This is a genomic window from Kitasatospora sp. NPDC034023 (genome assembly GCF_055575795.1).
Genome location: NZ_JBVIRY010000008.1, coordinates 170,430 through 184,456 on the forward strand (window position 1 = coordinate 170,430; position 14,027 = coordinate 184,456).

A 14,027-nucleotide genomic window follows, 5' to 3' on the forward strand; every position below is an offset into this window, starting at 1 on the left:
CGGTGGTGTGCTGCCTTCTCCGCCCGGATGAACGGCCCGCCCGGCGCGCCGCGTTCAACCCGCCGTTGAACCCCGGGCGCCGTACCGTCCGTCAGCCAGAGGGGACGGCGTCGCAATGGGGAGCCCGTGGCGTGAAGAGCCGGTCGCAGTGAGGAGCCCTGAGTGAGCGTGGTGCTGGTCAAGCGGACGCCCCGGCGTCCGGGGCCCGAGATGCCGGACGGCGAGATCCAGCTGCAGGAGCCGCCGGGTCTGCCGGAGAAGCAGAGCGGCATGGCGAGCGTGATCAGCATGGCCCCGATGGCGCTCGGCTCGCTGTCGATGGTCTTCATGTTCCTGCACCCCGGCGGTGGCGGCGAAGGCGGCGGCGGCGCGCTCAGCTACGTCGCGGTCGGCATGATGGCGCTGTCCGCCGTCGGCATGCTGCTCACCCAGCTGATCCGCGGCTCCAGCGACCGCAAGCAGCAGCTGCGCGCCGAACGCCGCGACTACCTGCGCTACCTCTCCCAGATGCGCCGCCAGGTGCGCCGCTCGATCGACGCCCAGCGGCAGGCCCTCACCTGGCGCCACCCCGCGCCGGACGAGCTGTGGTCGCTGGTCGGCACCAGCCGGCTGTGGGAGCGCCGGGCTGCCCACCCCGACTTCAGCGACGTCCGGATCGGCGTCGGCGCCCAGCGCCTGGCCACCCCGCTCGCACCGCTCGCCACCAAGCCCGTCGAGGACCTGGAACCGCTCTGCGCCCACGCGCTGCGCCGCTTCATCCACGCCTACGGGACGGTCGCCGACCAGCCGATGGCCATCCACCTGCGCGGCTTCGCCCACCTGCTGCTGCGCTCCGACGACCCCGAGGCCGCCCGCGCCCTGGTGCGGGCCGTGCTCGCCCAACTCGCCGCCGTACACGGCCCGGACGAGCTGAGCATCGCCGTCGTCACCGACGCCGAACGGCGGGCCGACTGGGAGTGGGCCAAGTGGCTGCCGCACGCCCTGCACCCGACCGACACCGACGGCGCCGGCCCGGTCCGACTGGTCGCGGGCAGCCTCGGCGAGGTCGAGCAGCTGCTCGGCGAGGAGTTCACCGGCCGCCCGGGCTTCGAACCGGACGCCGTACCCGACCGCGACGAGCCCTTCACCGTCCTGGTCCTCGACGGCCCCGGCGCGCACACCGGCAGCCGCGCCGCACTCACCGGCTACCGCAACGCCGTCCTGATCGACCTCTCCGACAGCCTGGAGTGGGGCCCCGCCCGCGCCACCCTGCGGCTGCGGATCGAGGTCGGCCGGCTCACCATGGTCGGCTCCGACCGCAACCGCAAGGACGTCGTCACCGACCTCGGCCGACCCGACGCGCTCACCCTGCCCGCCGCGACCCGCCTCGCCGCCCTGCTCGCCCGCTACCGCATCGCCGACGGCGTCGACGCCGCCGAACCGCTCGCCACCGACTTCGACCTCACCGCCCTGCTCGGCATCCCCGACCTGTACGCCCTCGACGTCGAGGAGCTCTGGGGCCAGCGCGGCATCCCGCAGCGGCTGCGCGTCCCGCTCGGCCTCGGACCCGACGGACGCCCCGTCGACCTCGACCTCAAGGAGTCCGCCCAGGGCGGCATGGGCCCGCACGGCATGCTGATCGGCGCCACCGGCTCCGGGAAGTCGGAACTGCTGCGCACCCTGGTGCTCGCCCTCGCCGTCACCCACTCCTCCGAGGTGCTCAACTTCGTCCTGGTCGACTTCAAGGGCGGCGCCACCTTCCTCGGCCTCGACACCCTCCCGCACACCTCCGCGGTGATCACCAACCTGGCCGACGAGGCCTCCCTGGTCGACCGCATGCGCGACGCCCTGCACGGCGAACTCGTCCGCCGCCAGGAGCTGTTGCGCGACGCCGGCTACGCCTCGCTGCTCGACTACGAGACCGCGCGCGCCGCCGGCGCCGTGCTGCGCCCGCTGCCCACGCTCTTCGTCGTCGTCGACGAGTTCAGCGAACTGCTGTCCGCGCACCGGGACTTCATGGAACTCTTCGTGATGATCGGCCGACTCGGCCGCTCCCTCGGCGTCCACCTGCTGCTCGCCTCGCAGCGCCTCGACGAAGGCCGGATGAGCGCGCTGGAATCCCACCTGTCCTACCGGATCGGCCTGCGCACCTTCTCCGCCATGGAGAGCCGCGGCGTCCTCGGCGTCCCCGACGCCTACCAGCTGCCCTCCCAGCCCGGCAACGGCTTCCTGCGCAGCGACATCTCCACCCTCACCCGGTTCAAGGCCGCCTACGTCTCCGGCCCGTACCGGCCCAAGCGCCGCGCCGCCCAGCAGGCCGCCATCGCCGGGCAGGTCGTCGCGTACGGCACCGACTACGTGGTGCCCCGCCGGCTCCCCGTCGCCCAGGCCGAACCCGAGGAGCAGCAGACCGCCGCCGGATCCCTGCTCGACGTCGCCACCGGCAAGCTCCGCGACGCCGGCCCGCCCGCCCACCGGGTCTGGCTGCCGCCGCTGGACGTCCCGCCCACCCTCGACGAACTGCTGCCGCCGCTCGTCCCGCACCCCGAACGCGGCCTCACCACCGAGGACGCGAGCAGCCACGGCATCCTCGGACTGCCCGTCGGCGTGGTCGACCGCCCCTTCCAGCAGCTGCGCGACCTGCTCACCGCCGACCTCTCCGGCGCCGGCGGCCACGTCGGCATCGCCGGCGCCCCGCAGAGCGGCAAGAGCACCCTGCTGCGCAGCCTGATCACCGGCCTCGCGCTCACCCACACCCCGCGCGAAGTCCAGTTCTACTGCCTGGACTTCGGCGGCGGCACGCTCTCCGCCCTGCGTGGCCTGCCGCACGTCGGCGGCGTCACCGGCCGGCACGACGGCGAGCGGGTGCTGCGCACCGTCGCCGAGATCAACGCCATCATCAACCGCCGCGAACAGTACTTCGCCGAACTCGGCCTCGACTCCATCGCCGCCTTCCGCCGCCGCCGGGCCGCCGGCGAACTGTCCGACGAGCCGCACGGCGACGTCTTCCTGGTCATCGACGGCTGGAACACCCTGCGCCAGGAGTTCAACGACCTCGTCCAGCCGCTCACCCTGATCTCCCAGCGCGGCCTCAACTACGGCGTCCACCTGGTGGTGGCCACCACCAGGTGGGGCGAGGTCGCCGGCGGCCTGCGCGACCAGCTGCAGACCCGCTTCGAGCTGCGCCTCGGCGACTCCGTCGACTCCATGATCAACATGCGGGCCGCCGCCAAGGTCCCCAAGCTGCCCGGCCGCGGCCTCACCGACGAACAACTGCACTTCCTCGCCGCCCTGCCCCGCATCGACGGCTCCGGCCGCACCGACGACCTCGGCGAAGGCGTCGCCGACCTCGTCGACGCCGTCGCCGCACACTGGACCGGGCCGCGCGCCCCCGAGGTACGGATGCTCCCGCTCACTCTCGACGCCGCCCGACTTCCCGCTCCCGAAGGACGACTGCGCGTCGCCATCGGCCTCGAGGACACCGAAGTCTCCCCGCTCTGGCACGACTTCGAGGAAAACCCGCACCTGCTGATCGTCGGCGACAGCGAATCCGGCAAGACCAACCTGCTCCGACTGATGATCAACGCCATCACCACCACCTACACCCCGGCCGAGGCGCGGATCATGCTGGTCGACTACCGGCGCGGCCTGTACGACGCCGTGCCGGAGGAATACCGGCTCGGCTACGCGGTGGCCATCGACAAGCTCCGCCAGATCGTCGACGGGGCGTCCAGGGCGATGAAGAACCGCATCCCGCCCGCCGACATCACCCCCTCCCGGCTCAAGCTGCGCGACTGGTGGACCGGCCCGGAACTGTTCATCCTCGTCGACGACTACGACCTGGTGGGCGCCGGCAGCGGCACCCACCCCTTCGCCGCCCTGCTCGAAGACCTCGCCCAGGGCACCGAGATCGGCCTCCACCTGGTCGTCGCACGCGGCGCCAACGGCATCGGCCGAGCCCTCGGCGACCCGCTGCTGCGCAAGCTCCAGGAAGTCAACTCGCCTTCGCTGCTGATGTCCTGCCCGCCCTCCGAGGGATACCTGTTCGGCAACCTCAAGCCGCGGCAGTTCCCCACCGGGCGCGGGCTGTACATCACCCGGCGGCGCACCGTACAGGTGCAGACCGGACACCTGGGAGAAGAAGGATGACGGGGGCTACGGGTATCGCGCCGGGTGCGGTGAGTGCGGGTGCGGTGAGTGCGGGTGTGGTGAGGACGGGGCCGGTGAGGACGGGTGCGGTGGGTGTGACTCCCGGGACGGGCGGCTCGACGCTGCGGGCACTCGGCCCGCACTACGTCATCGCGCCGCCCGACGCGGAAGCGGCCGGACTGGCCGAGGCGCTGGCAGCCGTCCCCGTCGAACCGCGGGCGCTGCTGCTGCTCGCCGCCGCCGCGGACGCGGCACCCGTCCTGCTGGCCTCGCTGGACGAACTCGCGCAGGTCGCGCGCGAACGCGGGGCCGAGACGCTGGTGCTCGCCGCCTCCGGCCTGGCGGCGGTCGGGCCGGACGGCCGCCGACCCGCCGAACTGCTGGCCAGGCGCTGCGGTTTGACGGTCGTCTCACCCGACTCCGTGGTCAGCGTCGAGACGGACGGCACGCTGCCGGCCGTCGACGGAACCTGGTGGCGGTGCCGGCCCGGCGCCGGAACGGTGCCGCTCGGTCCCCACTGGCCGGCCGCCGCGACCATCACCCCGCTGGCCGGCGGCGCGTACTGGATCACCGAGGCCGCCGTGGGATCGGAGCGACCGGCCGTACTCGACCGGGCCGTCACGGCGGACGACGGACTGCTGCTCGTCCTCGGCGAACCGGAGGGACCGCTGCCCAGCGGCACCCAACTCGCCAACGCCGCCGCGCTGCTGCAAACGACGACCGGCAGGCCGGAACGCCTCACGCTGAGCGCGCCGTGGGCCGAGCCGGTCCAACTCATCGAACTGGCGGCGGTGTCGGCGGCCTCGCTCCGGCAGGAAGTGTGGGCGGCCGTCGGTGTGCCGGTACCGGCCGGGGCCGGGGCCGGTACCCGGCACGTCCACGTAGGCGCGGACGGCGCCGAGGGCTGGGAACCGTACCTCACCGAACTGGTCGCCCGCCCGAGCGAGCGCACCGTCACCGCCGTCGGCTGGCGCACCCGGCCCGACCTGCCCCCGGCACCCGGCCCGGCACGCTACCCGGCGTTCCCCGGCTGGGAGTTGGAGGCAGTCGCCGCCGGCCTCTGGCTCCGCCCCGCGGCCACCCCGGACCGGGGACCACGACTGCGCCGCCCCGACCCCGCACAGCCGGTACTCGTCGTCGGTGCCCCGGGACGCCCGGTCCCCGAGACCCTGTGGGACCACCTCGGCGCCCTGCTCGGCGCACTCCCGCCGGGAACAGCACGCCTCGCACTCGCCGTCGCGGGGACGCTGGACATCGGGTCCGCGGCGGTCGGGCGGTTCTGCGCGCGGCTGTACGGGCTGGACTGGGCCGGGGCGGAAGCGGGGGCTGCTGCCGAGCCTGAGCTGACGGCTGTGCCGGTGCCGGTGCCCGAGCCGGAGCCGGAGCCGGAGCCGGAGCCGGAGCCGGAGCCGGAGCCGGAGTGTGAGGTCGAGGCCGAGCCGGCGCCCACGCCTGAGCCGAAGCCGACGCTCGAGCCCAAGGTCGAGCCCGAGATCGAGCCCGAGATCGAACCCGAGGTTGAACCGGAACCCGAACCGGTGGCCGCGCCGACGCCCGCCGTCACGGTGGCGACCTCCGGCGGGCAGTTCGAGGCGACGCCTCCGGACCCTCGTCCGGTGACCGAGGCAGAGGAAGCCCCGTCAGTGCCGGAGGAGCCGGCTTCCGAGGCGTCAAGTCCGGTGTCCTCGAGCGCAGTCGATCCGGAGCCCGAGCCCGACCCGGAGCCCGACCCGGAGCCGGAACTCGAACCAGCGCCGGAACCCGAGCCGACCCCCGACCCGGAGCCGGAACTCGAACGAGAGCCGGAACCCGTACCCGTACCCGCGCCGCCCGTGCCCGCCCCATTGGCCGTGTCCCCGGCGGCGGGAGCGCCCAGCACTCCCGCCGAGGACCGCGCGGCCCTGGTGTCCCAGCTCGGGCCCGCCTACCAGCGGCTCGCGCGGCGGGCCGAGGACGTCGCCACCCGGCTGCCCAGCCTCCGCACCCGGTCGGAGGCGGTCGACCCGAGGCCCGAACTGGTCGCCGTGCTGCTGCAGCACGGCGACTGCACCCCCCTGGCTCCCCGCGCCGAGCTCCTCGCGGCGGCCCGCTCCGGTGCACCCGGCCGCTACGGCCCGTACCTGCGGTGCCTCGCCGCCGGCCTGCGCCGGCTGCCGAGCCACTACGGCGGTGTGCTGGTCGCAGGCCCGGCCGAGGGGACCGGCCTCGGCGCGTACACCCCGGGCGCGGTCCTGACCGAACGGGCACCGGTGACCGGTCTGGCGGCGCCGGGTGCGGAACTCGGCGAGGACCTCGGGATCGAGTTCGCGATCTGGTCCGTCGGCGGCCGCCGCAGTTCGGCCTTCGGCGAACTGGGGGACCAGCCGACCGTGATCTTCGCCCCGGGGACGGAGTTCGAAGTGGTCGACGTCCAGGCACCCGACCCGGACGCCGGTCACCCGGCGCGGGTCCTGCTGCACGAGATCGGCGGAGTCCGCCCGGCCCCCGAGCGCCTCCGCAGCTGGCTCGCCCGTCGCGACGCCGTCGCCCCGACCGACCGCGTCCGCCCCGCGGACCTCGCCCGCTACACGCTCGATCTCGGCTCGGGGACGGGATAGGCCCCTCGGGGCACGCGGTCCGGACCCCCGGAGGTGACTCCGGAGCCGACCCCGGACGGAGGCCCGGCGCGGAGGCCCGGCGCGGAGGCCCGCCATGGACGGCTCCTCGCTCGTGCCGCCTCCGGTGAACCGGGGACGCCCGGCCGTCCGTGGGACGTAGCGTAGGGAAAAGACCAGCAGGAGGAGTGCGGCATGGGCGAGACGGTGCGGGACGGGTTCCGGCTCGCGGCGGTGTTCGACGTCGTGGACCCGGTGACCGGGCCCGGCTTCGGGCCGGACCGGCCGCGGCTCGCGGCGGGCGGGGAGCGCGAGGCCGTCGCCCGCTACCTGCGGGCGGGGGCGGCGGTGCTGCTGACCACGATGCTGATGGACGACGTGGTCGATCCGAGCCTGCGCGGTGTCGTCCCGATGGGTTTCCGCACCGACGGCCGGTGGATCTGGACCGACACGGTGACGTACTACCTCGAGGAGTACGGGCTGGCGCCCGACCCGGAGCTGCTCGCGCACGTCCGCGCCCAGGGTGACGGGCCGTGGGCGGAGCCGGAGCAGGAGGTGCTGGAGCGGGCGGTCTCGTTCGTGCTGACCCCGCCGGAGGCGGCCGAGGAGCCGGTCTGGACCGTCGGCTCCTGAAGGCGGGCGGAACCGGCTGAACCGCGCGGGCCGGTCTGGCCGTACCTCCCCACAGGAGTGTCGTCGAACACAGGGGATGCATGGTGGGCGAGGAGCAGCGCGGCGAGCCGGGTCGGAAGCCGTCCGGTTTCCAACTTCCGACGGTGAACTGGGCTTTGGCCGCCGAGGCGGAGTCCGCGGAAGCGGAGTCTGCGGAGGCGGCGTCCGGGGCGGCGGCGGAGGCCGCGGCGGGCGCCCCGACCGCGGTGCTGCCCGCGCAGGCGGGAGCCGCCGGGGGGGCCGGGGCCGAAGCAGAGCGTGCCCCCAAGAACGCGTCCGAGAGCGCGTCCAAGGCCGGGGCGCAGGCAGGAAAGCCGGCCGTGACCCCGGCCGCGCCTCCCGTGCCCGCTCCCGCCTCCGTCGCGGCCCCCGCCGTCGCGGCTCCGTCGGCGGCCGGGACGCCCGAGGCGCTGGCCGCCGCGGTGGTCGGTGAGTCGTCCACCGAGTCGGGTACGGATCCGGGTCCGCGGCCGGGCCGGGTGTCCCGGCCGATGATCGCGGCGGCCGTCGCGGTCGGTCTGGTGCTGGTCGGCACCTCGGTGGTGGTGACGCAGCTCGGCGGCAACGACCCCAAGCACGGGCCGGCCCAGGCCGACGCGCCGCCCGGGTACGGGCAGGGTGGCGGGGACGGCGGTAGCGGGTTCGTGCCCGGCTACGACGAGCACGGCGGCGTCGGCGGCGGGAGTCCCGCCCCGGACGGGCAGCCCGGGGCGGTCGTTCCGCCGGTGGACGCCGGATCGGTCCCGCCTGCCACGGGTGACCAGCCGGCGTCGGCCCCGAACGGCACGGGTGGCGGCGGGGGTTCCGGCGTCGCGGCGCAGCCCGGTGGAGCGGCCAACCCGGTGGGGACCGGCGGCAGCGCGACCGGCGGGGGCGGCCCGGCCCAGGGCGGTTCGGGCCCCGCCCCGGCCGGTGGCGGCGCCGGTGCTGCCAAGCCCGCGCCCCAGCAGCCCGCGCCGAACCAGCCCGCCCCGAACCAGCCGCCGGCGAACCAGCCGGCCCCGCCGCCGGCCGGGGCCCAGAACCCCGCCCCGCCGCCGGTCGCCAAGCAGCCGGCGCCGGTCACCGCGGTCGCCGGCCCGTACTGCGGCAACTACCGCACCTACGGCTGGTACGACGACGGCGACAAGGGCTGGCGCAACAACTCCGGTGGCTACAGCGGCGACGGCTGCAACGGCACCTACGCCTCGATGCCGATGTCCGGTGACGCGAACGACGACAAGAGCAACTCGGTGGTCTGGACCTTCAGCCTGGACAAGGTCACCAGCTGCACCCTGGCCGTCTACATCCCGGCCAGCAGCAACGTGAAGCAGGTCGGCGGTAACCCGAGCTACTACACGGTGCAGAGCGGCGGCGGATCGGTCGGCTCGTTCACCATCAACCAGACGGCCAGCCTGGGTAGTTGGGTGACGAAGGGGCCGTTCCCCTACCGCGGCCCGATCTCCCTCACCCTGCACAGCCGCGGCGTCGACTGGAGCAGCGGCGCCAAGTTGGCCCACCACGCCGCCAGCGCGGTGCGTGCCACCTGCACGCCCTGACGCCGCACGCCCGAACCACCGAAGAACCACCACGCCCCACGACGAAGGGAACCCCAGGCATGTCGCGCCCGGTGCTGACGGTCTGCGCGGAGCAGCGGGAGCCCGGCTCCTACCGCACGATCGGCGAAGCCCTCCAGGCCGCCCGCAGCGGCGCGGTGATCTCGGTGCGCCCCGGCCGGTACGACGAGAACCTGGTGCTCACCAAGGTGGTGAGCATCACCGCGGAGGACGTCCGGGGCAGTGTGCGGATCAGTCCGCGGCGCGGCTCGGTGGTCCAGGTGCTCACCGAAGCCGTCCAGTTGACCGGACTGGTGTTGCAGGGGCAGGACGACGAGCTGCCCGCCGTGGACGTTCCGCGCGGTCAACTCGCCCTCCAGGACTGCGAGGTGGCCGGCAACGCGTGGACCGCCGTGCTCACCCGCCAGCAGGGCGAACTCGCCATGCGCGGCTGCCGGGTGGTCAATCCGGCCGGCGCCGGGCTGGTCGAGACGTCCACCGGCGCCAGTGTCATCGAGGACAGCGTCATCGAGCACCTGGGCACCTCCGCCCTGGTGATCGGCGAGCGGGCCAACCCGACCGTTCGGCGCTGCGTGCTGCGCGACGCCCGCGGCAACGGCGTCTGCGCCAACGGCGAGGCGCGCGGCGTGGTCGAGGACTGCGAGATCTCCGCCACCGACAAGCCCGCCGTGGCCCTGGAGGAGCAGAGCACCACGCGGCTGCTGCGCACCGAGATCCGCGACAGCGCGCTGGGCGTGTTCGTCGGCTCCACCGCCCGGGTCGTCCTGGAGGACTGCACCGTCACCGCCGTGCGCGGCCACGGTTACGTGCTCACCAACGGCACCGACCCGCTGCTGCGGCGCTGCCGCGCCGTGCGCCCCCAGGGCCATGGCCTGCACATCACGGGCCGCTCCCGAGGCACCTTCGAGGACTGCGAGGTCACCGCCCCCGCCCAGGCCGGCATCCACGTCGGCGAGTCGGCCGGCCCCGGCCTGGTGCGGGCGGTGGTGCGCGACGCCGAGACCGACGGCGTCGAACTCACCGGGGAGAGCGCCGCCGAGTTCGACCGGCTGGAGGTCCGCGACGCGGCCGGCGTCGGCATCGTGGTGCGCGACGGCGCCAACCCGCTGCTGCGCCGCACCACCGTCACCGCCGCCGGCGGCCACGGGATCGAGGTGCTGCGCGACGGGCGCGGCCGGATCGAGGACGCCACCGTGCTCGACTCCGGCAACCACGGCATCCGGATCGCCGACGGCGCCAACACCTACCTCGGCGGCAGCCAGGTGCGCGGCAGCAAGTCCTGCGGCATCTCGGTGGGCACCGAGGGCGTCGCCACCCTGCGCGACGTCGACTCCACCGACAACGCCTTCGACGGCGCGAGCGTCGAGCGCGGCGGCGAACTGACCGCCACCCGCTCCCGGCTGCGGACCAACCGCCGCCACGGACTCCACCTGATGGCCGGCGCCCGCGCCACACTGACCTCCTGCCAGCTCATCGACAACACCGTGGACGGGCTGCGCTCCGAGTCCGCGGAGCCCGTCCGGCTCACCGACTGCCTGGCCGCCGAGAACCAGGGCGCGGGCCTGCGGCAGACCGAGACGACCGACCGGCTCGCGGTCGAGAACCTCGACAGCCGGGACAACCGGTCACCGGACGCCCACGGTTCGGCGGCGGTCGCCGCCGCCACGCCCGGCACCGCCGTCACCACCGACGGGGAGAGCGCACCCGCCGACGGGACCCCGCAGTCCGGCCCCGCCGACGCCGGGCCGCAGGGCCCCCAGGGTCCGCAGGCCGTCCTGCAGACCCTGGTCGGTCTGGAGGGCGTCAAGGAGCAGGTCGCCACCCTGGTCAACCTCAACAAGCTGGCCCGGCGCCGCGAACAGGCCGGCCTGCCCGCCCTCCCGATGAGCCGCCACCTGGTCTTCGCCGGGCCGCCCGGCACCGGCAAGACCACCGTCGCCCGGCTCTACGGCGCCATCCTCGCCGAACTCGGTGTGCTGCGCAGCGGCCACCTCGTCGAGGTGGCCCGCGCCGACCTGGTCGCCTCGATCATCGGCGGAACCGCCCTGAAGACCACCGAGGTCGTCAAGGAGGCCCTCGGCGGCGTGCTCTTCATCGACGAGGCGTACACCCTGTCGGCCGGCTCCGGCGGCACCGGCCCCGACTTCGGCCGCGAAGCCATCGACACCCTGGTCAAGCTGATGGAGGACCACCGCGAGGACCTGGTGGTCATCGTCGCCGGATACGAGGTCGAGATCCGCGAGTTCCTCGCCTCCAACCCGGGCCTGGCCTCCCGGTTCAGCCGCACCGTCGAGTTCCAGAACTACAGCGTCGACGAACTCACCACGATCGTCGGACACGCCGCCGCCGGCCACGGCTACGAACTCGCCGAGGGCACCCGCGAAGCGCTCGCCGTCCACTTCGAACGGATGCCCAAGGGCGCCGACTTCGGCAACGGCCGAGCAGCCCGCAAGGTGTTCGAGGAGATGGTCGACCGGCAGGCCTCCCGGCTCGCCGAACTGGAGAACTTCGACAACGTCGCACTGACCCAGCTGCTGCCCGGCGACGTCGGCGAGCAGGCCGCCGCGGCCGTCGCCGGAGACAGCAAGCCGGACGAGCCCGGCCTGCTCGACCGGCTGCGCTCCATGGTCGGCCTCGCCGCCGCCAAGGAACAGGTCGAAGACCTGGTCAACCTCACCAAGCAGACCCGGCGCCGGATCGAGGCGGGCCTGCCCGCCGCCACCATCAGCCACCACCTGGTCTTCTCCGGTCCGCCCGGCACCGGCAAGACCACCGTCGCCCGGCTGTACGGCGAACTCCTCGCCGAACTCGGGGTGCTGCCCGCCGGCCAGCTCATCGAGACCGCCCGCGCCGATCTCGTGGGCCGCTACATCGGCCACACCGCCCAGCTCACCCGGGACGCCTTCGAACGCGCCCGCGGCGGCGTGCTCTTCATCGACGAGGCCTACACGCTGACACCCCGCCACGGCGCCGGCGGCGACTTCGGCCAGGAAGCGGTCGACACCCTCATGAAGCTGATGGAGGACCACCGCGACGAGGTCGTCGTCATCGTGGCCGGCTACCAGGAGGAGATGCGCGGCTTCCTCGCCTCCAACCCCGGCCTGGCCTCGCGGTTCTCCCGCGAGATCACCTTCGACCACTACGCGGACGACGAACTCGTCACCATCGTCCGGCTCCAGGCCGAAACCGCCGGGTACAGCTGCACCCCGGAGACCCTGGCGGCACTCGCCACACTGTTCGCGGTCGTCCCGCGCGACCGCTCCTTCGGCAACGGACGCTTCGCGCGGCAGATGCTGGAAGCGATGATCACCCGCCAGGCGGGGCGGCTGTCCCGGCTGGACATCGCGGACCTGGACGAACTCAGCCTCCTGCTGCCCCAGGACATCCCGACCGAGCGGATCGGCAGCTTCGCGTGAGGCGGGCGCCCGTGAGGGGGGTCTCCGCGAGGGGTGTGGGTCTGCCCGCCGTACGAGGCACGGCGGCGCTGCTGGCCGCCGGCCTGCTGCTGCCCTCGGCGGGCAGCGCGGCCGCCGCCGACTCCCCGGACACCCTGCCCGGCGTCACCCAACTGCGCCGCGACCCCGGCGGCAAACCGGCCGGCTGCCTCCCGGCATCCACCAAAGGCACCCAACTCACCCCCTGGCCGCAGACCTTCCTACGGGCCGACCGGGTCTGGCCCCTCAGCCGGGGAGAAGGCGTCACCGTCGCCGTCCTCGGCTCCGGAGTCAAGGACGGCAGCGGCCTGCTCACCGGCCGCCTCGACTACGCCCCGCTCCCGGGCGGCGCCGACCCGACCCAGGACTGCGTCGGCCACGGCACCTTCCTGGCCGGCCTGATCGCCGCCGACCAACGCGAGGGGACGGGCTTCGCCGGCGTCGCGCCACGCGCCAGAATCCTCGCCGTCTCCGTCACCAACGAGGCCGGGGTCGCCTCGGCCGACCTCCTCGCCCAGGGCATCACGGCAGCGGCCGACCGGGGCGCGCGCGTCATCGCGGTCGCCGTCGCCCTCCCCGGCGGCAACGACGCCCTCGCCGGCGCCGTCCGGGCAGCCCGCGCCAAAGGCGCCCTGATCGTCGCCCCCGCCGCCCCCGACACCGCCCCGACCGACACCGGCCAGTCCGGCACCGCCAAACCCGGCCCCGCCTACCCGGCCGCCTACCCCGAGGTCCTCGCCGTCCGCGACCTCGCCCCCGGCGGCGCACTCCCGGACGGCCCCACAGCCGTCCCGGTCGGCGGCCGCGTCGACCTCGCCGCCCCCGGCGACGCCGTCACCGGCCCCGGCCCCACCCCCGGCGGCTACTACACCGGCGTCGGCCCCAGCTTCGCCACCGCCTTCGTCGCCGCCACCGCCGCCCTCGCCCTCGGCTACCGCCCGACCCTCACCGTCGACCAGCTGACCCGCCGCCTGGAAACCACCGCCTACCACAGCACCGACCCCCAGTACGGCTACGGCACCATCGACCCCGTCACCGCCGTCACCCAACTCCCCGACCCCGCCCCCACCACCCCGGCACCCCCCGCGGCCGCCCTCGCCATGCCCCCCACCCGCCCCGCCACCAACGCCCCCACCCAAGCCACCACCATCGCCCTCGCCTCCCTCGCCACCGCCGCCCTGGTAGCCGCAGCCGCCGCCGTCACCCCCCGCGCCCGCACCCGAGGCTGGCGCCCGGGCCGCGTGGAGGAGAACTGAGGGGAGGGTGCTCCCTTCGGGCCGCCATCGCCCCCTGTGCCCGCACTGCGGCCCGTGCCCGGGCCGGGCGCACGAGCGGACGAGGGGTGTGCGGCGGTCCGAGTTTCGGCAGCTCCTGGAGCCGCCCGCGCCACGACCCTTGCCCCGCCTTGCCACGATCACCATCCGGGCCCGTGCCCGGAGCGGGCGGAGGAGGGGCGAAGTGCGGTAGCTCCCGGCCGGCCGGGCCACGCCCCACCCAAGCCACGCCCCACCCAAGCCACCACCGTCGCTCCGCCCCGGGCAGGTACCCGGGTTGGTGAGGCGTGTTGCGTGCTGTGGCAGGCCCGTTGCGGTGACGTTCGGTCGAGGGCAGGCTCGGGAACGGGCACCCCGCAGCCCCGCAGC

At 74.7% G+C, this 14,027-nt stretch carries 6 protein-coding genes; all 6 read left to right on the forward strand.

The window, feature by feature from the left end; translation table 11 throughout:
* Positions 1-162 precede the first annotated feature (162 nt).
* Positions 163-4,128, forward strand: a complete 3,966-nt coding sequence (eccCa, locus tag ACZ52R_RS14960; RefSeq protein ID WP_465753550.1) for a type VII secretion protein EccCa — start codon at positions 163-165, stop codon at positions 4,126-4,128.
* Between the two features lie 89 nt (positions 4,129-4,217).
* Positions 4,218-6,725, forward strand: a complete 2,508-nt coding sequence (locus tag ACZ52R_RS14965; RefSeq protein ID WP_465753551.1) for a hypothetical protein — start codon at positions 4,218-4,220, stop codon at positions 6,723-6,725.
* A 192-nt stretch (positions 6,726-6,917) separates the two neighbouring features.
* Complete coding sequence (locus tag ACZ52R_RS14970) at positions 6,918-7,355, forward strand: hypothetical protein (RefSeq protein WP_360493924.1); 438 nt, start codon at positions 6,918-6,920, stop codon at positions 7,353-7,355.
* A 143-nt stretch (positions 7,356-7,498) separates the two neighbouring features.
* Positions 7,499-8,932, forward strand: a complete 1,434-nt coding sequence (locus tag ACZ52R_RS14975; RefSeq protein WP_465618021.1) for a hypothetical protein — start codon at positions 7,499-7,501, stop codon at positions 8,930-8,932.
* 59 nt (positions 8,933-8,991) lie between these two features.
* Positions 8,992-12,366 (forward strand): right-handed parallel beta-helix repeat-containing protein, encoded by a 3,375-nt coding sequence (locus tag ACZ52R_RS14980; RefSeq protein ID WP_360493929.1) that lies wholly within the window; start codon positions 8,992-8,994, stop codon positions 12,364-12,366.
* An 11-nt stretch (positions 12,367-12,377) separates the two neighbouring features.
* Positions 12,378-13,640: a S8 family serine peptidase gene (locus ACZ52R_RS14985; RefSeq protein WP_465663440.1), complete on the forward strand. Its 1,263-nt coding sequence runs from the start codon at positions 12,378-12,380 to the stop codon at positions 13,638-13,640.
* Positions 13,641-14,027 lie beyond the last annotated feature (387 nt).